Consider the following 21339-nt stretch of genomic DNA (forward strand, 5'->3'; position numbering starts at 1 on the left):
TCCGCTGCGCTCCGGCCCTCCGCTTCGCTGCGGGTGTCGGACCGTCCCGCCCGTGGACTCTCGTCGCCATGAAGGCCGCGAGGGTCGCGGTCAAACCGACGGGAGCAGCCCCATGAGCGAGCACGACGACACCGAACCGCACCACGCCGCTTCTCCGACCGATCACATCCTCACCGAACTCCAGCTCTATGGTTGGCGCCCCTACGCGGACGAGCCCGATCCGCGACCGCTGCCCGGTGGCGCCCACGTGGCCGGAGCCGTGGCCGACATCTTTGACGCCCTCATCGCCACCTTGGCCGACACACGCCTCGAACCCGACCTCGATGACCTGCTCTGGTCCGTCACCAATGTCTTCCACCGAGCTGTACAACGGATCGAGCGGCAATTGGACGACAACGAGCTGGCCCAGCGCCGCCTGCAGCGCGAACAGGACGGCAGCGAGATCAAGGCGGTTGAACTCGAGACACTCACCGCCCAGGGCCAGACCATGATCGAACGGCGCGATGCCTTCGAGCTGATGCGTGACCAGGCCGCCGACCACTACGATCAGTACACCGGCTCGGCCTGGCGACCGCGCACGGGATCGATGATCAACCACCACCATCTCACCGCCGCAATGATCGACAGCCGCGACTTCCTCGCGGCCCGGCGGCGCGCGGAAACCGAAGTCATGTTGCCGGCTGGCCCCAAGATCGCCTTCTCCGGCGGCGATACCGCCGATCACGAGTTGATCTGGGCAAAGCTCGACCAAATCCGCGCCAAGCACCCCGACATGGTGCTGATGCACGGCGGATCACCGAAAGGCGCCGAAAAGATCGCCGCCCGCTGGGCCGATCATCGCAAGGTTCCGCAGGTCGCCTTCAAGCCCGACTGGAGCAAACATGCCAAGGCCGCTCCCTTTAAGCGCAACGACCAGATGTTGGCGGTCATGCCGATCGGCGTCATCATCTTTCCAGGCACCGGCATTCAGGAGAACCTCGCGGACAAGGCTCGCAAGGTCGGCATCCCGGTCTATCGGCTCGGAAACGGCGGCGCGTAAGCGCCGTCGGAATCTACCCCCCTATTAATAGCAGGCATTCTTCAAGCCGTGTCGTTCGAATCCTTTCCCGAAAGCTTCACGCCGGACATGGCGCTCGCCGACACCTTCTTGCGCAATGCCGCCGCCCACCTCGATGGCGCCGACCGGGCGGCGGATCGAGGCAGGCACAATGCGGCCCTTCACGCTCCTGAAGTCGCATCTTCTCAGAGTCGTGACCGACGATCCCTGGAACCGCCGCCATATCGGGCACGATCTCGGCAAGGCGGCTCTTTACGCCGAGAGAGCTGGATTGGGCCTGCCACCGCAATTGCACAGCGTCATCGCCAAGCTCCATCCTCATTTTCAGCGTGGCGGCTTCCAACGGGATCCATCGCGATCATGGCCGTCCGATTTCTCCCTCGACGCCCGCAATATCGCGCGGCGGCTTGCTCAGACTCTCATGGAACATGAGCGTCGCCAACGACGCCCGCTGCTCCTGACTTGAAGATGACCACACCCCGCGATCCATTGCGCTGATCCTTGGTTCAGCCGACGGCCTGACGCCACCAACCCGCAAGGGGTCGGACTACGCGAAGCGTGCCGCCGCTTCGGCTTCGCCTTCGCGGTGATTGCGGCCATCGGCCGAACACATCGGGCGCCTGTCAGCGGGGGAGGGTCCTCCGCTTCAAACAGGAGCCGGATCGATGTCCCTCGCCGACGCGCATGCCTTCGCCTTCAGCCTCGCCGCCACCCTCATGGTCGCCATCGTCATCTTTCGTGCCGGCGACGGCACTCTCTCGGTCGTGCCCGCGAACGAGTATGACGGCGACGACACCGCCATCATCGGCGAAATCGACCCGTTCGCCCCATGACGGGCGAACATTGCCGCTGGCAACACAGAGCTTTGGCAGTTTTCGCCCGTGGTTTTCGTTGCTATGCTCTGCGCTGCGCCGAGGTGGTGGTGGAAGGCGCAATCGCCAGAGCTATTCTCGCGGAGACACCACCATGATCATCCTCGGCATGTTTCTTTGTATCGCGGCCATCGGCATCCTGTGCTGGTTGCTCTTCACGCTTGCTATCTTCGCCCTTCCGTTGTTCGTCGGCGTCAGTGCAGGCACGTGGGCATTCAACACCGGTGCCGGCTGGCCTGGCGCGATCCTCGTCGGTAGCCTCGCAGCCGGGTTGACGCTCGGCGTCGGCCAAATCCTCCTTGGCGTCGTTCGCCCCATATGGGCCAAGCTGGCGATCACGCTGGTCTTCATCGCGCCTGCGATCGTTGCCGGCTACCATGCCTCCCATGGCATCGCGAAGCACATGATGCCTTCGGAAATCTGGCAGATCGTCTTTTCCGTCATTGGCGCGGTCGCCGTCGGCGTCACGGCATATCTGCGGGTCGCAGGCATGACGGCCGCCGACCAATCCGGCAGGGACGTGGTTCGAGCCTAGACCCGCGCGGGCGAGGCGGGTGGACCAGACCGACGAAGGCCTAGCCACCTCATTGTCGGTGGTCGGAACTATCGGGTTCCATGCCAGGATCGAGCAACGGCCGGGTGGCGGCGCGGCCTCGTTTGTGGACTTGGACTTTCTTCGGTCGATGCCGCAAGGCAGGCCGACCAGTCGGTGGCAGGACGGCAGCGCGGCCGGTGGCTGCGGCGTTGGAGGTGCGTGCGGTTCCCGGCACCTGGAATGCGGACGACGCCAGTGAACTCGTAGCGATCTGCCGGAGGCGCGTTGCACGCCAACGTCTCCGTTGCCAATCTGTCCCAAGAGCGCTCCAAACGGCCTTTTCAATGGGCTGATCTGGCCGAAGGACGGCTGAAGCCTCGACCGCCTAGGCCGCAACGGCGCGTCTCGACTTTCTTCCCCTGCCGGCTCCCACCCCATGCCGCAAGCGCATGGGGACCCCGAGCGCCGCCATTCCTCGCGAGACAAGAAAGCCGTTCCTGCGCCGTCCTCCGCGCTGCTCCGGTCGCAAGCGATGCGTCGTCGGTCGCCTCCGGCCACGTGATCGCCATCGAGGCCGCATGGTGCGGGCTCGGGAACAAAACGGAGACTTACAATGGCTACCATCGGCACCTTCAAGAAGACCACCGCGAACGAGTTCACCGGCGAAATCGTCACCCTCAGCGTCCAGGCCAAGAACGTGCGCATCGTCCCAGACACACGCGCCACTGGCGAGAACGCTCCCAGCCACCGGGTGCTGGTCGGCCGCGCCGAGATCGGTGCCGCATGGTCGAAGACCTCCAACGAGGGCCGCGACTACCTGGGTCTCAAGCTCGACGATCCGAGCTTCAACGCCCCGATCTACGCCAACCTCTTCGACGACGAGGAAGGTGAGGGTTTCTCGCTCATCTGGTCCCGCCCGAACGCGCGGCGGGGTGACTAAGGACCCGCGCAGGCCCCGGCTGGAAGGCCGGGGCCTTCTTCCGCGGACGTCCGGTTCGGTTCTCGCAAGCCGAGAGCGATGCCGAAACCGCATCGCCCGATGCTGATCAACCATCCTCCGCTGGCAAAATTGCTTCTATAAAATGCAGGCTCACTCTGTGAAGACGAGGCAAGCGATGATCGAGCCGTTTGACGAAACCGCGCCGACCAGTGACGAACTCACCGAATACGATCGGGAACACGTCAAGCTCTATATGCGCCTGCTTGACGCCGCCGACGACGGTGCGGACTGGCGCGAGGTGGTCGAAATCCTCTTCGGCATTGATCTGACGAAGGAGCCACAACGCGCCCGGCGCATCCACGACAGCCATCTGGCGCGAGCGCGCTGGATGGCGCGTGCAGGCTACCGTCATCTCTTGCGTCGACCCGGCAACTAGAACCACAGCGCCTGTGGTTCGCGGGTGATGCCGAAGTGGCATCACCCGATGCCCGGCAAGGGTCTTCCGCCAATCGCTACAACCCGGAATCGTTTGGAGGCGGGGTCTACGCGTTGTTTGCGAGGAGCTCTTGGATGAGGCCGGATACGTCGCATTGGCGAGACAATGCCAGCTATGATTATTTCGATACATTACCCATCGAAGGGCTCGCCTGGGAGTGTCTGCGGCGTCACGAACCCTATCAACGGCACTACCAAGCGCTCCTGACCACAAGAGCCGAAAAAGCACCCTTCCACCCTGAGACACAGCGGCTGTGGGGGTTACGATTTCCCGGCCAGGCCGGATTTGTCCGCCTTGGTGCAAGACGTTCTGTGGTCGCCTGACGTCGATCCAGCTGTGGTTTCTCTCGTGCCGGCGCCGGAATTCCTGTCGTCCTTGCGATCGGCGCCGTTGACCGGCCTGGGTGTGGTCCACGACAGCCCGGAAGGACGCCACACTGTCCATAGTGCAGGTGTCGCGACCCAACTTCTCCTTCTGCCAGGCAGTGACCCGCACAGCCAACTGGCGGCGTTGATTCCGTTGGACGCAGAAACGTTGGGACGGATCGAAACACTCACCCGTTTCTGGCGTGCCTGGCAGGGGCGCCCAACGGCTTCGGACACGCGTATGACGCCACAGCAGCGCCGCCGTTTCCGTCTGATGATGCAGGCCGCTGACGGCCGTGCGAACGGCGCGAGCTACCGCGACATTGCGATTGCGTTCTACGGACACAAGCGCATCGCCGCCGATCCTTGGAAGACCTCGGCGTTGCGCGATGCGGTGATCGGCCTGGTCGAGGGCGCCACCGCCATGATCGGCGGCGGCTATTTGCAGATCCTGCGTCATCGCCGCCGATCGTAGCGGTTGTGACACTGGACAGGGGGGTGGGATTTCAGCCTCCCTCAACTTCCCCATCCCTTGCGAAGCCCATTCTCCGCCACCGTGGTCGCCGTCCACCGCTGAACGCCAGCGGCCGTCCAAAACCCCACGGAGGTCCGACCCATGCGACCCGATATCGCCGTTCTGCCGCCGCGCTTCCTGCGTACCAAGGAAGCTGCGGATTTCCTCAGCCTGTCCGCCCGCACGCTCGAAAAGCACCGTACCTATGGCACTGGTCCTTCCTACCGCAAGCTCGGCGGCCGTGTCGTCTATGCCGTCGACGATCTTCAGGCTTGGGCCGAACGCGGCGCTGTCACCTCTACATCCGATCCGCGTGGGTCGGTCTTGCCGGCCAAGCGTCACACGCCGACGCCGCCGACGCACGGCGGACGATACGCACGCTGACCGCGCGCGGATTTCAAATGGCGGCGCGAAACCAATCCCTTTCGGAGCGCGGGCAGCTCGACCTGTTCAGGGCGCTGCCTGGCGACTTCGCCCCACGAGATGCGCAGGATCTCATGGCCTATCCGTTCTTCTCCCTCTCCAAGACCCATCGCGTCGCGCCAATCGACTTCATGGCCGGCGACGTCACGATCCGGGTCGAAGCCGTACCCGATCATGGTATGGCGACCATCTGGGACGCCGACATCCTGATCTGGGCCGCGAGCCAGATCGTCGAGGCGCGCGACGCCGGCCTTCGCACCTCGCGCCTGATGGCCGCCACGCCCTATGAGATTCTGACCTTCGTCGGCCGGGGCAAGAGCCTGCGCGACTATCAGCGCCTGAAGGCGGGGCTTGACCGGCTGCAGTCGACCACCGTCTCGACGACGATTCGTCAGCCCGCCGAAGGCCGGCGTCACCGCTTCTCATGGATCAATGAGTGGCAGGAGCGCATCGATCGCCATGGCAAACCCGCGGGGATCGAGTTGATCGTCCCCGACTGGTTCTACCAGGCAGTCCTCGATGACGCGCTCGTGCTGACGATCGATCGCGCCTATTTCGACCTGACTGGCGGGCTGGAGCGCTGGCTCTATCGGCTGGTGCGCAAGCATGGCGGCCGCCAGCCCGACGGCTGGCGCTTCGACTTCCGTCACCTTCACCAGAAATCCGGCAGCCTGTCGCCCCACAAGCGCTTTGCCTTCGAGCTGCGCGACATCATCCGCCGCCAGCCGCTGCCCGGCTACACGCTCTTCCTCGAAGTGGAGATGGGCGGCCGGACGCTGCTCGCTTTCGAGCGGATCGCCTCCTGTGGAAAGCCTGTGGACGGCATCGTGCTATCGGGAACCGGAACTATCGTGCCATCGGGAACCGCAGGCTCGTGCTATCAGGAACCCAAATGGGGCCTAACCCTAGGAAACCAAAGCCGAAATCGCGCCCTTAACTTAGACTCTAACCCAGAATCTAACTCTGAAGAGCGCGCGCGCGATGTGCAGAGGCTCGGACGGCGAGCCAGCAACGCACTCAGCGTAACCATCAACAAGACCCCGAAAAAGTCAACGGTTTCTGGTGGCCGCGACACGGCAACCAACGCTTCCGAAGCTCCGACTCCGCCTCTTGATCCGCGCTCGGGAAGCACCCGATGATCGTCGCACTCCTCAATCAAAAGAGCGGTGTCGGCAAGGCAACTTTGACGCTGCTTCTCGCCGGTGAATTGACCTGCAAGGGAAATCAGTTCGCGACCTTCGTCGTGCGCCAGACCACCGACATGACGACTCAGGAGCGCGACCGCATCGCCGCTTTCCAGCACGACGTCATCGTCGCCGACACGCTGCGCGCGAGGCTCGCGCGCGAATTTCCCACCGCATCAGGAGAACCGAAATGACTGGCATCGCGGCTCCCCGCATGCGCGACGCGTTCCCGGCCACGCACCACGCTCGCGACGATCTCGTCCATGTCGAACTGACCTGGGTCGAGAAGAGACAGGAGAACTGGATCCGTTTCGGCACGCACGCCCACGAACAGATCGTTGATCGTCGACGGCGCATCCTGTCCTATCGTCCTGGCGCAGTCTTCGCCTTCGTGCGCTGGGCCGCGAACGATTTTGGAACGATCATCTCGCGCATCGATATCGTGCGTGCGGTATCACGTGGTGAAGCCTATCAGACACTGCCCTTCGTGCGGCCTGGCGGCGACATCCTTCTGAAGGTCGAGAGCTGGCCCAAGGTCGAACGCGTGCTGCAGGCGATCGACGCCATCCAACGCCTCGGCATAGAACCTGAGTCGGTATCGCCCGATCATTGGCGGCACATCCACAACCGGATAACCGCCGGCCACGCGCCGCGCAGCTACACACTCGATCAACATCGCGCGTTCCTGTTGCGCAAGAGGACCGAGCGGTGACGCGCGCCGGGATCATCCTCGCTAGCGTTCTCGCAACCATGGGCGTCGGCTATCCCGCCCTCTCGCCGATGCCGATCAGACTGATCTGGAACGCATCGGCCAGCGTGCCGATTGGCTTCTACGCGATCCACGCGCACGGACCGTTCGAGGTCGCCGATCTTGTGGCTGTCAACGCGCCCGAGCCACTCGCGGCCTTCCTCGCTGATCGCGGCTATCTGCCGAGGGGTGTGCCACTCTTGAAGCGCATCCTTGGCGTTTCCGGGCAGCGTGTCTGTCGCTCGAACCTCACCATCACGGTCGATGGCATTAAGGCTGGCATGGCGTTGAAGCGTGATCGGGCCGGCCGTGACCTGCCGGTCTGGCAGGGCTGCCGCCGCATCTCGCCCGGCGAAGTCTTCCTGATGAACCGGCAGGTCCGCGACAGCCTCGACGGACGTTACTTCGGCCTCCTTTCCACCAGCCAGATCATCGGTCGCGCCGTCCCGCTGTGGACAGACGAGGACGGCAACGGCCGCTTCGAATGGCGCGCGCCAAAGCGGTGAGCGCGCGACCGGCGGCGCGCGTCGTGCCGCCAGCCTTCATCACCGCACAACTGAAAACAGGAGTCAGACATGCAACAGATCGGGGAATTCACGCGCCAGAAGACTGGCTATAACGGGCGCATCCACACGCTCAGTCTCAACCTGGATATCGCCATTGTGGCGGCAGAGGCGAGCGAAACGGAGAATGCGCCTGACTACCGCGTTCACGCCGGAAGCGAGGACGGCCCCGAGATCGGCGCCGGCTGGAAACGCTCCAGCGAAAAGGCCGGAGACTATGTCTCGATCCAGCTCGACGACCCGACCTTCGCGCAGCCCATACGCGCGAACCTCTTTCGCAATGGCGACGACAAAACGTCCTGGTCGCTGCACTGGGCGCGCCCGCGCGACCGTAGCGAGAAGGATTGAACGATGCGCGCTCGCCGTCCGTCGACGAGCCATCGCGGTGCGCCCGGGCCGTTTCGTGCTGCCCGGCGTATGGCTCTGCTCCTCCTTTGCGGCCTGGCCGTCGCGACCGTCATGCCGGCGGCGACCTTGGCGCAGGAAACACCTCTCACACGATCGTCGCAGCGCGATCCTTTCGGCACGCATATCAGCGAAGCCTCGCACCGCTTCGGCGTTCCGACCGCGTTGATACGCGCCATCATGCGCAAGGAGAGTGCGGGCGATGTGCGCGCCGTCTCCAGCGCAGGCGCCCGCGGCTTGATGCAGATCATGCCCGGCACATGGGATGATCTGCGTGCCCGCTGGTCGCTTGGCCGCGATCCATTCGATCCCCGGGACAACATCCTGGCTGGAACGGCGTATCTGCGCGAACTGCACGATCGCTTCGGCTCGCCCGGGTTTCTGGCCGCCTACAACGCGGGACCTGCACGCTACGAAGCCTACCTCACCGGACGTCCGTTACCGGCCGAGACCCGTGCCTATGTCGCAGCACTCGCCCCCCTGATCGGTGAAAGCGAGGGTATGCGCCCTTTCGCCGTTACGTCTGTCGAGGCCATTCCCTGGAAGCGCGGCTCGCTCTTCGTAGGTCAGCCGGATCGCATACAGGCTGTCGCTCTCGTGCCGGCCGAGCGACCACCAAATGACGCGAGCTCCGCACCCACCGTGCGCGATGTCTCCGCCATCGTGCCGCTGTCCGAAGGCCTCTTCGTGGCGCGAGCGGGCGAAGGGATCCAGCCATGAGCGCACATGGGCGTCTTCGCGCAACCGCGAGCCCCAGCGCACCGTGGCGTGGATGGAGGCGGAAGGTGGGCAGAACAACCGGAAGATGGCGAGATAAAAGGCCGCGAGGTGCGGCGTCGATCGGTTGTGTTGTTTCAATAGGTTATGGAGGATTTCCGCGAGGTGCGAGGATTTGGCGCACCTCGCCAAATCGCGGTTTTCGTTGTGAGTTCCGTGCCTTGATACGATGTGCGGATCTTCGCCATGAACGGTGAAGATGGTTTCCGAATCCGGCCCGGCCGCATCCGCTCGCCCAGCGCCCAGCGCGCCAGGCCCTTTATCGCGCAGGCGCTTGCCGCCGCGCAAAAGGCCGGCGCCCGTATCTCTCGCTCCGGCCGGATCAGCCCGGGCAATCGCTCGACCTTCGGGCGTGGCCGCTCGGCAAGCGTGCGCGCTAATCGTCTCCTCACCGGCCGCTCGCGCATCGTGATCATCAAGACACGGCTGGTGCGCCATCACGCGCGCGCCGCGCCGCTTGCCGCCCATCTCACCTATCTGCGCCGCGAGGGCGTCACCCGTGACGGGGAGAAGGCAAGGCTGTTCGGGCCGGAGGCCGGGGAGGTGGATGGCGGTGCTTTTGCCGCGCGGTGCGGCGATGATCGGCACCACTTCCGCTTCATCGTCTCGCCGGAAGATGCCGTCGACATGGCGGATCTCAAATCCTTCGCCCGCGATCTGATGGGCCAAATGGAAAAGGACCTCGGCACGAAGCTCGATTGGGCCGGCGTCGATCACTGGAACACCGACAATCCGCACCTTCATATCATTTTGCGCGGCCAGACTGATGATGGGCAGGATCTGGTGATCTCCCGCGATTACATCAAGGAGGGGATGCGCGCCCGCGCCGCCGACCTCGTTACCCAGGAGCTCGGCCCGCGCACCGATCTCGACATCCGCCGCAATCTGCAGCGTCAGGTCGAAGCCGAATGCTGGACCCAACTTGATCGGCAGCTTGTTCGCGATGGCCGCGACACAGGCCTTGTCAATCTTGCGTCCCCGGCGAACGCTCAGCCCGATGAGTATCACGTGCTGAAGGTCGGGCGGGTGCGCAAGCTCGAAACCCTTGGCCTTGCCGAACAGGTCGGCCCAGGCCAATGGATGATCGGCGAAAAGGCCGAGGAGACGCTGCGCGAGCTTGGTGAGCGCGGTGACATCATCAAGCGTATGCATCGCGCCTTGACAGAACAGGGCATCGAGCGCGGCGCGGCGAACTATGTGCTGGCGGCGGAGCGCCTTGACTCGCCTATCGTCGGTCGGCTGGTCGACCGCGGCCTTGATGATGAGCTGAAGGGCAGCGCCTACGCCGTGGTCGATGGCACCGACGGCCGCACACATCACATCAAGCTGTCCGATCTCGATGCCGCCGGCGACAGCGCTCCGGGTTCGATCGTCGAGCTGCGCAAGTTCAATGACGCGCAGGGACATGGTCGCGTGGCGCTCGCTGTCCGTTCCGATCTCGATATTGAGCGGCAGGTTACCGCCGCCGGCGCCACCTGGCTCGATCGCCAGAACATCGCCCGCGAACCGATTGCGTTGTCGGAAGGCGGCTTCGGCGCCGAGGTGCGGCAGGCGATGCAGCTCCGTGCCGACCACCTCGTCCAACAGGGCCTCGGCGAGCGGCATGGCCAACGCACAACCTTCACCCGCAACCTGATAGACACGCTGCGTCGCCGCGAGTTGGAGGCGCTCGGCGAAAAGCTCTCGGCCGAAACCGGCCAGCCGTTCAACCGCGTTCGCAGTGGTGAGTTTGTGGCCGGTTCCTACCGGCAACGTTTCACGCTCGCCTCCGGCCGCTTCGCCATGATCGATGACGGCCTCGGTTTCCAACTGGTGCCTTGGACGCCGTCCCTGGAAAAACATCTTAGCCGCCACGTCTCTGGCGTCGCTCGCAATGACGACGGCATCGACTGGAGTTTTGGCCGCAAGCGAGGCCTCGGCATCTAGTCTCAATTTGAAGAAAGGACTGCAGCATGTCCGCCACCAAAATTCTCTGGGGCCAGATCCTCGCCGTCTTGATGATCGTACTGTTCACGACCTGGGGCGCGACGGAGTGGGTGGCTTGGCGCCTGGCATTCCAGCCCGAGCTCGGCAGGCCATGGTTCCGTGTCCTGGGCTTTCCGTTTTACCTTCCGCCGTCATTCTTCTGGTGGTGGTATGGCTTCGATGCCTACGCGCCGTCGATCTTCGTAGAGGGAGCCTTTATCGCGGCTTTCGGCGGTTTCGCCTGCGTCGCCGTCGCCATCGGCATGTCGGTCTGGCGGGCTCGAGAGGCCAAGAAGGTCGAGACCTACGGCTCCGCCCGCTGGGCCGACAAGCAGGAGGTCAAGGCAACGGGCCTTCTCGGCCCCGATGGTGTGGTGCTTGGGCGATATGACAGCGCCTATCTGCGCCACGATGGGCCGGAGCATGTGCTGTGCTTCGCGCCCACACGTTCGGGCAAGGGTGTCGGCCTCGTCGTCCCGTCGCTGCTGACCTGGCCGAGCTCCGCCGTCGTTCACGACATCAAGGGCGAAAACTGGCAACTCACCGCGGGTTTTCGCGCCAGGCATGGCCGGGTCCTGCTGTTTGATCCGACCAATCCGAAATCCTCATCCTACAACCCGCTGCTCGAGGTGCGCCGCGGCGAATGGGAAGTCCGCGACGTTCAAAACATCGCTGACATCCTGGTCGATCCCGAAGGCTCGCTCGAGCGGCGAAACCATTGGGAGAAAACCAGCCACGCCCTTCTGGTCGGCGCAATCTTGCACGTCCTCTACGCCGAGAAGGACAAGACGCTTGCCGGCGTTGCCGGTTTCCTCTCCGATCCGAAGCGTCCGATCGAATCGACGCTGTCCGCGATGATGAAAACAGCGCATCTGGGTGAGGGCGGTCCGCACCCGGTCATCGCCAGCGCCGCGCGGGAGCTCTTGAACAAATCAGACAACGAGCGCTCCGGTGTGCTCTCCACCGCCATGTCGTTCCTTGGCCTCTATCGCGATCCCGTCGTGGCGGAGGTCACCCGCCGCTGCGACTGGCGCATCAGCGACCTCGTCGACGACAAGCATCCGACGACGCTCTACCTCGTCGTGCCGCCGTCCGACATCAACCGGACCAAGCCGCTCATTCGCCTGATCCTCAATCAGATCGGTCGCCGCCTGACTGAAGATCTGCAGGTGAGGGCGCAAGGGCACCGGCTGCTCCTGATGCTTGACGAGTTTCCGGCGCTTGGCCGCCTCGACTTCTTCGAGTCGGCGCTTGCCTTCATGGCCGGCTACGGGCTGAAAAGCTTCCTGATCGCTCAATCCCTCAATCAGATCGAGAGGGCGTACGGCGCCAACAACTCAATCCTCGACAACTGTCACGTCCGGGTGAGCTTTGCCACCAATGATGAGCGTACCGCCAAGCGCGTGTCAGACGCGCTGGGAACAGCGACCGAGATGAGGGCCATGAGGAACTATGCCGGCCACCGGCTGTCGCCGTGGCTCGGTCATCTCATGGTGTCCCGCTCCGAGACGGCTCGCCCGCTGCTCACGCCGGGTGAAGTGATGCAGCTGCCGGCCACCGACGAGATTGTCATGGTCTCGGGTGCGCCGCCGATCCGCGCCAAAAAGGCGCGCTATCATGAGGATGCTCGCTTCCGGGAACGGATCTTGCCGCCTCCGGCGCTGGTGGCGGCAGTGGAGGGGAGACATGACGACTGGACCAGCCTGCCTCTGCCTACCCGTCCGCAGATTGCCGAAGCCACGTCGGCGCCGTCGGTCACGGATGACGACACAACTGATTCCGAGCGTCGTCGGCAACCCGAGCTCAGTCGCGTTGAGCAGGTCGTGAAGCCTTCGACCGAGAACGAATTCGAGATCGATCACCAGGACGACGTGGAAGACGAGGTTGCCCGCAATCGTCGACTGACCCGCCTGATGCAAGGCATTGCGCGGCAGGCGTCGCTCGACCCCGGCGACGGCGTGGATATGTGAGGCTCCCATGGTAAAACCACCCCGCAAGCAACGCCTGTCAGTCTATCTCGATCCGAAAGTCATGAACAGGCTGGCCGAGCATGCGGCGCGCCGTGATTTCTCACTGTCACTCGTCGCCGAGGCGGCCATCGAGTCGTTCCTCTCGCCCGATGCCGCCGAGCGCCAGGAGGCGGCGATCACCAAGCGGCTTGACCAGCTCGATCGCCGTATGACACGCCAGGAGCGCGATGTCGCAATTGCCGTGGAGACGCTCGCGGTTTTCGTTCGCTTCTGGCTGGCGACAACACCGGCTTTGCCCGAGCCCGCGGCACAGGCCGCCCATGCCAAGGCGGGCGAGCGCTATGATGCTTTCGTTACCGCACTCGGCCGACGCCTGGCGAAAGGTCCAAAGCTGCGGCAGGAGATCTCCGAGGACATCGATGGCGGCCTGGACACGAACCAGCCCGGCAGGCCCATGGGCTAAATGGACGGGCGCACTGAGATTTTGCAAGCCTCGATCAGGATTCTTCGTTGAAAATTATAGTCTGTATGCTATAAGGCGAGGAACGATGAAAAACCAAAAGCCCACGGTATGGATGGCATCATCGAAGGGCGACCTGCGCGAGTTTCCGCTCGATGTTCGCCGGTTGATGGGTGTCGCAATCAACGACGCCCAGAATGGTGAGGAGCACCCGGCTGTCAAAGCCCTGAAAGGGTTTGGGGGCCGCAGCATCCTCGAGGTGGTGGACGACTTCGACGGAGATACCTACCGCGCGGTCTACACCGTCCGCTTCGCTGGCGTGATCTACGTCCTTCATTGCTTCCAGAAGAAGTCGAAGAAGGGCAGGGAGACACCCAGGCACGAAATCGATCTCGTGACAGTGCGATTGAAGGCGGCCGAAGCGCACTACCGCGAAAACTATGGGAAAGGAACAAAGTCATGACAGAAGACATCGCCGCCGAAGTGAGCAGCGGCAACGTGTTTGCGGACCTCGGCTTTGACAATCCCGAAGAGGAATTGCTCAAGGCCAAGCTGGCCCGCGAGATCCGCGCCATTATTAAGCGCCGGCGCCTGACCCAGGCGAAGTCGGCTGAACTGCTCGGTATGAAACAGCCCGACGTCTCCGCGATCGTCACCGGCCGAACGGGCAAGTTTTCAATAGACAGGCTGGTTCGCTGTCTGGACCGGCTCGACTACAAAGTCGACGTGGTGGTTCGCCACAAGACTCGACGGTCAACTCGTGCTGAAGCCGCTTGATCAAACGGCTTTGCAGACGAGCGGACAATAGATTATCCAGGTTTGGATGGGCGCCACCGCAACCAGGACGGTAGGATTAGCGAAAAGCACGGGAACACGAAGGTGGGACACCCTTCGTCAGACCTCCGGCGACAATCTCGCAACTGGGCTCTCAAAGCCCCGTACCCAAGGCGCGCGCTTAGATCTCAATCCAAGCGTAGGCGGCACCAAAGATCCCGAGCGTCATAGCAATAAACCAAGCCCATCCCTTCAACGAGGCGCGCACGTCTTCAGGCTTTGCGCCTTTTTCGTTGTCGTAGTCGTCCATAATCAGGCTCCATGTTTTCGATCTTGGGTTCGGTACAAAATCAAGAGACGCTGGGCAACCCTCCTAGCTGTCGCAGCGGATTCGCCTTTGTACGGCGTGATATGCGCAGTCTAATACGTGGATTACGGGTACCGGCCTGTCGAGGACCATATAGATAATCGCCGTACCAAAAGCAGAACTAATAGTCGCCGCCTTGCGCCGTTTACGTCGGCACCGCCAATCTCCTGTATTTGCACGCTACGCCACTACGCCTCGACATAGGTGTTGAAACCACTCGAGATACGGCTCTCTTAATCATCCCCGTCCAGGGGCCGCCGATGTTCCCCCGGATCGAAACGGGGACAGGATGGCAGCTTCGCCTCACAATTCAGAAGGTCTGGCTCGCGGCGCACGCATGTTGCGCACAGCGCTCGGACCCGCGATCGCGCGCTATCTCGACGACGCCGGCATCGTCGAGGTGATGCTCAATCCCGATGGACGTTTGTGGATCGATCGCCTGTCCGAGGGATTGTCCGACACAGGAGAGCGCCTGTCGGCAGCTGACGGCGAGCGGATCGTTCGGCTCGTCGCTCATCATGTCGGTGCCGAAGTCCATGCCGGCGCGCCACGCGTCTCGGCCGAGCTGCCCGAGACGGGGGAGCGGTTCGAGGGGCTTCTTCCTCCCGTCGTCGCGGCGCCCACCTTCGCGATCCGTAAGCCCGCCGTCGCCATCTTCACCCTCGAAGATTATGTCGCGACCGGAATCATGTCGGCGCAGCAGGCGCACGCGCTGCGCCAGGGCGTTGCCAACCGCGCGAACATTCTCGTTGCAGGCGGCACATCCACTGGCAAGACCACGTTGATCAACGCGCTGCTCGCTGAAGTGGCCAAGACCGCCGATCGCGTCGTCATCATCGAGGATACGCGCGAACTGCAATGCGCAGCACCCAATCTCGTGGCGATGCGCACGAAAGACGGCGTCGCGTCGCTCTCCGATCTTGTTCGTTCGTCGCTGCGCCTGCGCCCCGACCGCATTCCGGTCGGCGAGGTGCGCGGGGCCGAGGCGCTCGAACTGTTGAAGGCATGGGGCACCGGCCACCCCGGCGGCCTCGGCACGATCCACGCCGGCACCGCCATTGGCGCGCTCCGGCGGATGGAGCAACTCATCCAGGAAGCCGTCGTCACGGTTCCACGCGCGCTGATCGCCGAAACGATCGACCTGGTTGCCGTCCTTTCCGGCCGCGGCTCCGCGCGCCGGCTGTCCGAACTCGCCCGTGTCGATGGCCTGTGCCCCGACGGCGACTACCGGGTCGCGCCTGCTGGCATCGAGAGCGACGACATTCCGACCTTGCTGATCCAAAGCCCTGAAGGAGAAAATCCGTGATCCAACGCCTGCGCCTCGCGCGCCATCGTCTCGCCATGACAGTTTTCGTTCCCACGCTCATCCTGGGGATGGCCGCGCCCGCTTTTGCCTCCGGCTCGTCGATGCCGTGGGAACAACCGCTGCAACAGATCCTCCAGTCGATCGAGGGCCCGGTCGCCAAGATCATGGCGGTGATCATCATCATCGTCACGGGCCTGACACTCGCCTTCGGCGACACGTCGGGCGGCTTCCGCCGGCTCATCCAGATCGTGTTCGGCCTGTCCATCGCTTTCGCGGCGTCGAGCTTCTTCCTGTCGTTCTTCTCGTTCGGCGGCGGAGCGCTGGTCTGATGGCGGGTTCGGTCGAACAGAGCGGGTCAATGCCGGACTACGCAGTGCCGGGTTATGCGGTCCTCGTGCACCGCGCGCTGACCGAGCCGATCCTGCTCGGCGGCGCCCCGCGCGCCATTGCCATCATGAACGGGACGCTTGCGGGCGCGGTGGGGCTGGGGCTGCGTCTGTGGCTCGTCGGCATCGCCATCTGGGCGATCGGCCATGTTGCCGCCGTCTGGGCCGCCAAGCGCGATCCGCTCTTCGTCGACGTCGTTCGCCGGCATCTGCGCATCCCCGCGCATCTCACGGTCTGAGGGAGGTCGCGCCGATGATGAACCTTGCCGAATATCGTAACCGTAGCAGCCGGCTCGCCGACTTCCTGCCCTGGGTGGCATTGGTCGGCGCCGGCGTCGTCCTCAACAAGGACGGCAGCTTCCAGCGCACCGCGCGCTTTCGCGGTCCCGATCTCGACAGCGCCGTTCCGGCCGAACTGGTCGCCGTCGCAGGCCGGCTCAACAATGCCTTCCGCCGCCTCGGCTCCGGCTGGGCGATCTTCGTCGAGGCGCAGCGCCATCCCTCGACCCGCTATCCCGACAGCAGCTTTCCGGATGCGGCCTCCACTCTGGTCGATGCGGAACGAAAGGCGGGATTCGAGGAGGCCGGCGCGCATTTCGAGTCCAGCTACTTTCTGACGCTCGCCTATCTTGCGCCCGCCGAAGACACTGCGCGCGCGGAAAGCTGGCTCTATGAAGGGCGCGCGAAGAAGGGCCTGGACCCCAATGAGGTGCTCACCGGGTTCACTGACCGCAGCGACCGCGTGCTGCGCCTTGTCGAAGCCTTCATGCCGGAGTGCCGCTGGCTCGATGACGCCGAGACGCTGACCTATCTGCATGGCTGCGTCTCGACCAATCGCCACCGTGTCCGCGTTCCCGAAACGCCGATATATCTTGACGCCATGCTGGCCGACCAGCCGCTGACCGGCGGGCTTGAGCCGCGGCTTGGCGCGTCGCATCTGCGCATTCTCACGGTCACGGGGTTCCCGACCGCGACCACGCCGGGTCTGCTCGACGAACTGAACCGGCTGGCCTTCCCGTATCGCTGGTCGACACGCGCGATCCTGCTCGACAAGACCGATGCCACCAGGCTGCTGACAAAGATCCGGCGTCAATGGTTCGCGAAGCGCAAATCGGTCGCCGCGATCGTCAAGGAGGTGATGACCAACGAGGCGTCCGTCCTCGTGGACACCGACGCCGCAAACAAGGCCGCCGATGCCGACATGGCGCTGCAGGAACTCGGCGCCGACTATGCTGGCATGGCCTATGTCACCGCGACGGTGACGGTTTGGGACGATGATCCCGGCATCGCCGACGAAAAACTGCGCCTGGTCGAAAAGGTCATCCAGGGCCGCGATTTCACAGCAATCATCGAAACCATCAACGCCGTCGACGCCTGGCTCGGCAGCCTGCCGGGTCACGTCTACGCGAACGTCCGCCAACCTCCCATCTCCACGCTTAATCTCGCCCACATCATCCCGCTTTCCGCGGTGTGGGCGGGGCCGGAACGGGACGAGCATTTTGCAGCGCCCCCTCTGCTCTTCGGCAAGACCGAAGGCTCGACCCCGTTCCGGCTTTCGCTTCACGTCGGTGACGTCGGCCATACGCTGATCGTCGGCCCGACAGGCGCGGGCAAGTCGGTGCTTTTGGCACTGATGGCGCTTCAGTTCCGCCGCTATGCGGGGTCACAGGTTTTCGCCTTCGATTTCGGCGGCTCGATCCGCGCGGCGGCACTCGCCATGGGCGGCGACTGGCATGATCTCGGCGGCGATCTCAGCGATGGGGCGGTCGACAGCGTCAGCCTTCAGCCGTTCGCCCGCATCCATGATGTCCCCGAGCGCGCCTGGGCCGCCGACTGGATCGTGGCGATCCTGACGCGCGAGAATGTGACGATCACGCCTGAGGTCAAGGAGCATATCTGGACGGCGTTGAGTTCTCTGGCGTCCGCGCCGGTCGAGGAGCGCACCATCACCGGTCTGGTCGTGCTGCTGCAATCAAATGATCTCAAGCAGGCACTGCGCTCGTATTGCGTCGGGGGTCCCTACGGCCGGTTGCTCGATGCCGAGCGCGAGCATCTCGGATCGGCGTCGGTCCAAGCATTCGAAACCGAAGGGCTGATCGGAACGGGCGCTGCGCCCGCGGTCCTGTCCTATCTCTTCCACCGCATCGAGGACCGGCTCGATGGCTCGCCAACCCTCCTCATCATCGACGAAGGCTGGCTTGCGCTGGACGATGACGGTTTTGCCGGCCAGGTCCGCGAATGGCTGAAGACGCTGCGCAAGAAGAACGCCAGCGTCATCTTCGCCACGCAGTCGCTCAGCGACATCGATGGCTCGGCAATCGCGCCCGCGATTATCGAGAGCTGCCAGACCCGGCTTCTCTTGCCGAACGAGCGCGCCATCGAGCCGCAGATCACGGCGGTCTACCGCCGCTTCGGCCTCAACGATCGGCAGATCGAGATCATCGCGCGGGCGATGCCGAAGCGTGACTACTACTGCCAGTCCCGTAGCGGCAACCGGCTGTTCGAGCTCGGTCTGTCGGATGTGGCACTCGCGCTTTGCGCTGTATCCGCGAAGACCGACCAGACCGCGATCTCCCGCATCGTCGCTGAGCACGGCCGCGCCAATTTCCTCGCTGCCTGGCTCAACCACCGTGGCGTCGGCTGGGCCGCTGAACTCGTTCCCGCCCTAACCAGCCCCGCCCTCACCAACAAGGAGAAGTCCCCATGAAACTGCGCCGTTCCCTTGGCATGCGGCTCGCTGCCGCCCTGCTTGTCGCTCCCGCCGCCGTCGCGCCGATGCTGGCGACGCCGGCACACGCCTTGATCGTGTTCGATCCCTCCAACTATTCGCAAAACGTCCTGACGGCGGCGCGCTCGCTCGAGCAGATCACCAACCAGATCACCTCGCTTCAGAACCAAGCGCAGATGCTCATCAACCAGGCCCGCAATCTCGCAAGCCTGCCGTTCTCCTCGCTGCAACAGCTCCAGCAGTCCGTGCAGCGTACGCAGCAACTGCTCGGTCAGGCGCAGAACGTTGCCTATGACGTCCAGCAGATCGATCAGGCCTTCCAGCAGAAATACGGCAACGTCTCGCTGTCGGCTTCGGATCAGCAACTCGTCGCCGACGCGCGCTCGCGCTGGGGCAACACTGTCGGTGGCCTTCAGGACGCCATGCGTGTGCAGGCGGGCGTCGTTGGCAACATCGAAACCAATCGAACGCAGATGTCGGCGCTGGTCGGCCAGAGCCAGGGTGCGACCGGAGCGCTTCAGGCAACACAGGCCGGCAACCAGCTCCTCGCGCTTCAGGCGCAACAGCTCGCCGATCTCACCGCGGTCGTCGCCGCGAACGGTCGGGCGCAGGCGTTGCAATCGGCCGAACAGGCCACCGCCGCCGACCAGGGCCGGGAGCAGCGCCGCCGCTTCCTGACGCAGGGCTCGGGCTACCAGCCCGGCAGTGCGCAGATGTTCTATGGCAAGAACTGAGGCCGGCGCGATGGATGGCAAGATCCTCGCTCGCATCGGCGCAGTCGTCTTCATCGCGGTCGCTTTGACAGTGACCGCGATCGAAATGAGCAGCAAGGACGAGCAGTCTGACGCTATTGCGACGCGGGGCCGTCCCTTGGCGTTACAAGACCCGCTCGCGGCCGAATTGCGCCGCTGTACCGGGATCGGCGAGGCCGGCCCTCGCGATCCCGGCTGCCTGAAAGCGTGGGCAGAGAGCCGGCGCCGGTTTCTCGGTCAACATGACTCGGCAACCGCGCCTGCTGCCGTTGCCCCGAAAACGTTATTCCCTGATGTGCCGGCGTCAGCCGACCGGAAAGAAGGGGAGGGGACGGATGTGACCGCTCCCGCGATGCAGGTCGAGCCGCCCCGGCCGGAGGCGCGCTGACATGGGCGGCATGGGGGTCATCGACCATTTCCTCGAAGTCTTCACGCGCTACATCGACAGCGGCTTCGGCCTGCTCGGCGGCGAGGTCGGCTTCATCGCCACAACCCTGATCGTCATCGACGTGACGTTGGCGGCGCTCTTCTGGTCCTGGGGGGCCGACGACGACATCATGGCGCGCCTCGTCAAGAAGACGCTGTTCGTCGGCGTTTTTGCCTATCTCATCTCCAACTGGAACAATCTCGCCCGCATCGTCTTCGAAAGCTTCGCCGGGCTTGGCCTGAAGGCTTCGGGTACGGGTTTTACTGTCAACGATCTCATGCGCCCGGGCAAGGTGGCGCAGACCGGGCTCGACGCCGGCCGGCCGTTGCTGGACTCGATCTCGAACCTGATGGGCTATTGGTCCTTCTTCGAGAACTTCATCCAGATCGCCTGCATGTTCTTCGCCTGGGCGCTGGTGCTGCTCGCCTTCTTCATCCTGGCGATCCAGCTCTTCGTCACGCTGATCGAGTTCAAGCTGACGACGCTCGCCGGTTTCGTGCTGATACCCTTCGGTCTGTTCGGCAAATCCGCGTTCATGGCCGAGCGGGTGCTTGGCAACGTCATCTCGTCCGGCATCAAGGTGCTCGTGCTCGCCGTCATCATCGGCATCGGCTCGACCCTCTTTTCCGAGTTCACCTCGGGGTTCAGCGGCAACACGCCGTCGATCGACGATGCCATGGCGATCGTGCTGGCCGCGCTGTCGCTGCTCGGCCTTGGGATCTTTGGACCGGGCATTGCCAACGGTCTCGTCTCCGGCGGCCCGCAGCTCGGCGCGGGCGCGGTGGTCGGCACCGGGCTCGCCGCTGGCGGCATGGCAGCAGTGGGCGCCGCGGCCGCCGGCGCAGTCGTGTCCGGCGGCACGGCTGGCAGCGGCGGTGCTGCAGCCGCGGCTCGTGGTGGCGCCGCAACCGCGGGCAGGGCATCCACAGCCTACGGCCTCGGCGCGGCCGGACAGTCAGGCTTTTCCAGCGTTGCATCCGGGCTCGGCGGTGTCATCGGCGCCGGCGCCCAGGGTGCCATCTCACCGCTCAAGCGCGCGGCCAATAATGCGGCAGGCAGCATGAAGCACAGCTACCAGTCGGGCGCTCGCGCTGCCTTCGAGACGACGGGCGGATCATCCACCGCCGGCACAATCGGTGCGAGCGCCCCCGAATCCGGCTCCGCTCCCGTCGCGTCCTCCGCAACCGAAAGTCAGCCCGCCTGGGCGAAACGCATGAAGCGCTCGCAACAGATGACCCACGGCGTCCAGGCCGCCGCCCACGCTGTTCGCAGTGGCGACAGCCATGGCGGCGGCTCCTCGATCAACCTCTCTGAAAGAGACTGAG

The 21339-nt window shown here is 64.2% G+C and carries 28 protein-coding genes; 27 read left to right on the forward strand and 1 reads right to left on the reverse strand.

The annotated features are described in order from the left end of the window. Window positions 1-112: 112 nt before the first annotated feature. From NKH97_RS03210 to NKH97_RS03305, 20 genes are all read left to right on the forward strand, one after another. Window positions 113-1039, forward strand: a complete 927-nt coding sequence (locus NKH97_RS03210; RefSeq protein ID WP_352795336.1) for a DUF2493 domain-containing protein — start codon at window positions 113-115, stop codon at window positions 1037-1039. 169 nt (window positions 1040-1208) lie between these two features. Continuing rightward, a complete protein-coding gene (locus NKH97_RS03215) occupies window positions 1209-1523 on the forward strand; it encodes a hypothetical protein (protein ID WP_352795337.1) in 315 nt (104 codons plus the stop codon). Window positions 1524-1722: 199 nt separating this feature from the next. Next, entirely contained in the window at window positions 1723-1890 is a 168-nt protein-coding gene (locus tag NKH97_RS03220) for a hypothetical protein (RefSeq protein WP_352795338.1), read from the forward strand. Between the two features lie 133 nt (window positions 1891-2023). Next, window positions 2024-2464 carry a hypothetical protein gene (locus NKH97_RS03225; RefSeq protein WP_352795340.1) on the forward strand — a complete coding sequence of 147 codons (441 nt, stop codon included), beginning with the start codon at window positions 2024-2026 and terminating at the stop codon, window positions 2462-2464. A 613-nt stretch (window positions 2465-3077) separates the two neighbouring features. Continuing rightward, on the forward strand, window positions 3078-3404 hold the full coding sequence (locus NKH97_RS03230; RefSeq protein ID WP_352547069.1) for a DUF736 domain-containing protein: 327 nt from the start codon (window positions 3078-3080) through the stop codon (window positions 3402-3404). Window positions 3405-3579: 175 nt separating this feature from the next. Then, complete coding sequence (locus tag NKH97_RS03235; protein WP_023715497.1) at window positions 3580-3840, forward strand: DNA -binding domain-containing protein; 261 nt, start codon at window positions 3580-3582, stop codon at window positions 3838-3840. A 134-nt stretch (window positions 3841-3974) separates the two neighbouring features. Next, entirely contained in the window at window positions 3975-4223 is a 249-nt protein-coding gene (locus NKH97_RS03240) for a transcriptional regulator domain-containing protein (RefSeq protein ID WP_008877977.1), read from the forward strand. Further along, a complete protein-coding gene (locus NKH97_RS03245; protein WP_352795592.1) occupies window positions 4198-4740 on the forward strand; it encodes a DUF2285 domain-containing protein in 543 nt (180 codons plus the stop codon). The genes NKH97_RS03240 and NKH97_RS03245 overlap by 26 nt, the downstream gene beginning before the upstream one ends. Before the next feature lie 141 nt (window positions 4741-4881). Continuing rightward, window positions 4882-5163, forward strand: a complete 282-nt coding sequence (locus tag NKH97_RS03250; RefSeq protein WP_023690466.1) for a helix-turn-helix transcriptional regulator — start codon at window positions 4882-4884, stop codon at window positions 5161-5163. Window positions 5164-5180: 17 nt separating this feature from the next. Further along, window positions 5181-6341 carry a replication initiator protein A gene (locus tag NKH97_RS03255; RefSeq protein ID WP_352795342.1) on the forward strand — a complete coding sequence of 387 codons (1161 nt, stop codon included), beginning with the start codon at window positions 5181-5183 and terminating at the stop codon, window positions 6339-6341. Further along, complete coding sequence (locus NKH97_RS33275) at window positions 6338-6580, forward strand: hypothetical protein (protein ID WP_502897062.1); 243 nt, start codon at window positions 6338-6340, stop codon at window positions 6578-6580. Before NKH97_RS03255 ends, NKH97_RS33275 begins: the two co-directional genes overlap by 4 nt. Beyond that, the gene (locus NKH97_RS03265) at window positions 6577-7098 is read left to right on the forward strand and encodes a DUF2840 domain-containing protein (protein ID WP_352795345.1); all 522 of its coding nucleotides are present in this window, start codon (window positions 6577-6579) and stop codon (window positions 7096-7098) included. The genes NKH97_RS33275 and NKH97_RS03265 overlap by 4 nt, the downstream gene beginning before the upstream one ends. Continuing rightward, the gene (locus tag NKH97_RS03270) at window positions 7095-7640 is read left to right on the forward strand and encodes a S26 family signal peptidase (RefSeq protein WP_352795347.1); all 546 of its coding nucleotides are present in this window, start codon (window positions 7095-7097) and stop codon (window positions 7638-7640) included. The genes NKH97_RS03265 and NKH97_RS03270 overlap by 4 nt, the downstream gene beginning before the upstream one ends. Before the next feature lie 69 nt (window positions 7641-7709). Beyond that, on the forward strand, window positions 7710-8045 hold the full coding sequence (locus NKH97_RS03275) for a DUF736 domain-containing protein (protein ID WP_352795349.1): 336 nt from the start codon (window positions 7710-7712) through the stop codon (window positions 8043-8045). Window positions 8046-8048: 3 nt separating this feature from the next. Beyond that, entirely contained in the window at window positions 8049-8822 is a 774-nt protein-coding gene (locus tag NKH97_RS03280; RefSeq protein WP_352795351.1) for a lytic transglycosylase domain-containing protein, read from the forward strand. 243 nt (window positions 8823-9065) lie between these two features. Beyond that, window positions 9066-10805 carry a relaxase/mobilization nuclease domain-containing protein gene (locus NKH97_RS03285; RefSeq protein WP_352795353.1) on the forward strand — a complete coding sequence of 580 codons (1740 nt, stop codon included), beginning with the start codon at window positions 9066-9068 and terminating at the stop codon, window positions 10803-10805. Window positions 10806-10831: 26 nt separating this feature from the next. Next, complete coding sequence (locus tag NKH97_RS03290) at window positions 10832-12814, forward strand: conjugal transfer protein TraG (RefSeq protein ID WP_352795355.1); 1983 nt, start codon at window positions 10832-10834, stop codon at window positions 12812-12814. Window positions 12815-12821: 7 nt separating this feature from the next. After that, the gene (locus NKH97_RS03295; protein ID WP_352795357.1) at window positions 12822-13277 is read left to right on the forward strand and encodes a CopG family transcriptional regulator; all 456 of its coding nucleotides are present in this window, start codon (window positions 12822-12824) and stop codon (window positions 13275-13277) included. Between the two features lie 112 nt (window positions 13278-13389). Further along, window positions 13390-13737: a type II toxin-antitoxin system RelE/ParE family toxin gene (locus NKH97_RS03300; RefSeq protein ID WP_502897064.1), complete on the forward strand. Its 348-nt coding sequence runs from the start codon at window positions 13390-13392 to the stop codon at window positions 13735-13737. Beyond that, complete coding sequence (locus NKH97_RS03305) at window positions 13734-14051, forward strand: helix-turn-helix domain-containing protein (RefSeq protein ID WP_352795361.1); 318 nt, start codon at window positions 13734-13736, stop codon at window positions 14049-14051. Before NKH97_RS03300 ends, NKH97_RS03305 begins: the two co-directional genes overlap by 4 nt. Before the next feature lie 178 nt (window positions 14052-14229). Here the strand turns inward: NKH97_RS03305 and NKH97_RS03310 are convergent, their stop codons facing one another. Next, on the reverse strand, window positions 14230-14358 hold the full coding sequence (locus NKH97_RS03310) for a hypothetical protein (protein WP_352795362.1): 129 nt from the start codon (window positions 14356-14358) through the stop codon (window positions 14230-14232). A gap of 346 nt (window positions 14359-14704) precedes the next feature. Between NKH97_RS03310 and trbB the strand changes: the two genes are divergently transcribed. From trbB to trbL, 7 genes are read left to right on the forward strand one after another with little or no spacing between them, the layout of a single operon-like run. After that, window positions 14705-15721 carry a P-type conjugative transfer ATPase TrbB gene (gene trbB / locus NKH97_RS03315; RefSeq protein ID WP_352795364.1) on the forward strand — a complete coding sequence of 339 codons (1017 nt, stop codon included), beginning with the start codon at window positions 14705-14707 and terminating at the stop codon, window positions 15719-15721. 35 nt (window positions 15722-15756) lie between these two features. After that, window positions 15757-16050, forward strand: a complete 294-nt coding sequence (locus NKH97_RS03320; protein ID WP_352463697.1) for a TrbC/VirB2 family type IV secretion system protein — start codon at window positions 15757-15759, stop codon at window positions 16048-16050. Then, a complete protein-coding gene (locus NKH97_RS03325) occupies window positions 16050-16346 on the forward strand; it encodes a VirB3 family type IV secretion system protein (RefSeq protein WP_352445459.1) in 297 nt (98 codons plus the stop codon). The genes NKH97_RS03320 and NKH97_RS03325 overlap by 1 nt, the downstream gene beginning before the upstream one ends. Window positions 16347-16360: 14 nt before the next feature. After that, window positions 16361-18814: a conjugal transfer protein TrbE gene (trbE, locus tag NKH97_RS03330; protein ID WP_352795367.1), complete on the forward strand. Its 2454-nt coding sequence runs from the start codon at window positions 16361-16363 to the stop codon at window positions 18812-18814. Then, window positions 18811-19569, forward strand: coding sequence for a P-type conjugative transfer protein TrbJ (trbJ, locus tag NKH97_RS03335; protein ID WP_352795368.1), 759 nt, complete (start codon window positions 18811-18813; stop codon window positions 19567-19569). The genes trbE and trbJ overlap by 4 nt, the downstream gene beginning before the upstream one ends. A 10-nt stretch (window positions 19570-19579) precedes the next feature. Continuing rightward, window positions 19580-19975, forward strand: coding sequence for a putative entry exclusion protein TrbK-alt (gene trbK-alt, locus NKH97_RS03340; RefSeq protein WP_352795370.1), 396 nt, complete (start codon window positions 19580-19582; stop codon window positions 19973-19975). Between the two features lies 1 nt (window position 19976). After that, window positions 19977-21338: a P-type conjugative transfer protein TrbL gene (trbL, locus tag NKH97_RS03345; RefSeq protein WP_352795372.1), complete on the forward strand. Its 1362-nt coding sequence runs from the start codon at window positions 19977-19979 to the stop codon at window positions 21336-21338. Window position 21339: the final 1 nt, after the last annotated feature.

It is taken from the genome of Mesorhizobium sp. M0870, assembly GCF_040319775.1.
Lineage (GTDB): Bacteria > Pseudomonadota > Alphaproteobacteria > Rhizobiales > Rhizobiaceae > Mesorhizobium.

What these genes read in the sequence shown, in the direction of transcription:
- NKH97_RS03265 (WP_352795345.1), top strand. Translation starts at nt 6,577, where the DNA reads ATGACTGGCATCGCGGCTCCCCGCATGCGCGACGCGTTCCCGGCCACG.
- trbK-alt (WP_352795370.1), top strand. Translation starts at nt 19,580, where the DNA reads ATGGATGGCAAGATCCTCGCTCGCATCGGCGCAGTCGTCTTCATCGCG.
- NKH97_RS03320 (WP_352463697.1), top strand. Translation starts at nt 15,757, where the DNA reads ATGACAGTTTTCGTTCCCACGCTCATCCTGGGGATGGCCGCGCCCGCT.
- NKH97_RS03230 (WP_352547069.1), top strand. Translation starts at nt 3,078, where the DNA reads ATGGCTACCATCGGCACCTTCAAGAAGACCACCGCGAACGAGTTCACC.
- NKH97_RS03240 (WP_008877977.1), top strand. Translation starts at nt 3,975, where the DNA reads ATGAGGCCGGATACGTCGCATTGGCGAGACAATGCCAGCTATGATTAT.
- NKH97_RS03210 (WP_352795336.1), top strand. Translation starts at nt 113, where the DNA reads ATGAGCGAGCACGACGACACCGAACCGCACCACGCCGCTTCTCCGACC.
- trbE (WP_352795367.1), top strand. Translation starts at nt 16,361, where the DNA reads ATGATGAACCTTGCCGAATATCGTAACCGTAGCAGCCGGCTCGCCGAC.
- NKH97_RS33275 (WP_502897062.1), top strand. Translation starts at nt 6,338, where the DNA reads ATGATCGTCGCACTCCTCAATCAAAAGAGCGGTGTCGGCAAGGCAACT.
- NKH97_RS03275 (WP_352795349.1), top strand. Translation starts at nt 7,710, where the DNA reads ATGCAACAGATCGGGGAATTCACGCGCCAGAAGACTGGCTATAACGGG.
- NKH97_RS03325 (WP_352445459.1), top strand. Translation starts at nt 16,050, where the DNA reads ATGGCGGGTTCGGTCGAACAGAGCGGGTCAATGCCGGACTACGCAGTG.
- NKH97_RS03305 (WP_352795361.1), top strand. Translation starts at nt 13,734, where the DNA reads ATGACAGAAGACATCGCCGCCGAAGTGAGCAGCGGCAACGTGTTTGCG.
- NKH97_RS03255 (WP_352795342.1), top strand. Translation starts at nt 5,181, where the DNA reads ATGGCGGCGCGAAACCAATCCCTTTCGGAGCGCGGGCAGCTCGACCTG.
- NKH97_RS03225 (WP_352795340.1), top strand. Translation starts at nt 2,024, where the DNA reads ATGATCATCCTCGGCATGTTTCTTTGTATCGCGGCCATCGGCATCCTG.
- NKH97_RS03250 (WP_023690466.1), top strand. Translation starts at nt 4,882, where the DNA reads ATGCGACCCGATATCGCCGTTCTGCCGCCGCGCTTCCTGCGTACCAAG.
- NKH97_RS03300 (WP_502897064.1), top strand. Translation starts at nt 13,390, where the DNA reads ATGGCATCATCGAAGGGCGACCTGCGCGAGTTTCCGCTCGATGTTCGC.
- NKH97_RS03295 (WP_352795357.1), top strand. Translation starts at nt 12,822, where the DNA reads ATGGTAAAACCACCCCGCAAGCAACGCCTGTCAGTCTATCTCGATCCG.
- NKH97_RS03235 (WP_023715497.1), top strand. Translation starts at nt 3,580, where the DNA reads ATGATCGAGCCGTTTGACGAAACCGCGCCGACCAGTGACGAACTCACC.
- trbJ (WP_352795368.1), top strand. Translation starts at nt 18,811, where the DNA reads ATGAAACTGCGCCGTTCCCTTGGCATGCGGCTCGCTGCCGCCCTGCTT.
- NKH97_RS03285 (WP_352795353.1), top strand. Translation starts at nt 9,066, where the DNA reads ATGAACGGTGAAGATGGTTTCCGAATCCGGCCCGGCCGCATCCGCTCG.
- trbL (WP_352795372.1), top strand. Translation starts at nt 19,977, where the DNA reads ATGGGCGGCATGGGGGTCATCGACCATTTCCTCGAAGTCTTCACGCGC.
- NKH97_RS03280 (WP_352795351.1), top strand. Translation starts at nt 8,049, where the DNA reads ATGCGCGCTCGCCGTCCGTCGACGAGCCATCGCGGTGCGCCCGGGCCG.
- NKH97_RS03290 (WP_352795355.1), top strand. Translation starts at nt 10,832, where the DNA reads ATGTCCGCCACCAAAATTCTCTGGGGCCAGATCCTCGCCGTCTTGATG.
- NKH97_RS03215 (WP_352795337.1), top strand. Translation starts at nt 1,209, where the DNA reads ATGCGGCCCTTCACGCTCCTGAAGTCGCATCTTCTCAGAGTCGTGACC.
- trbB (WP_352795364.1), top strand. Translation starts at nt 14,705, where the DNA reads ATGGCAGCTTCGCCTCACAATTCAGAAGGTCTGGCTCGCGGCGCACGC.
- NKH97_RS03220 (WP_352795338.1), top strand. Translation starts at nt 1,723, where the DNA reads ATGTCCCTCGCCGACGCGCATGCCTTCGCCTTCAGCCTCGCCGCCACC.
- NKH97_RS03310 (WP_352795362.1), bottom strand. Translation starts at nt 14,358, where the DNA reads ATGGACGACTACGACAACGAAAAAGGCGCAAAGCCTGAAGACGTGCGC.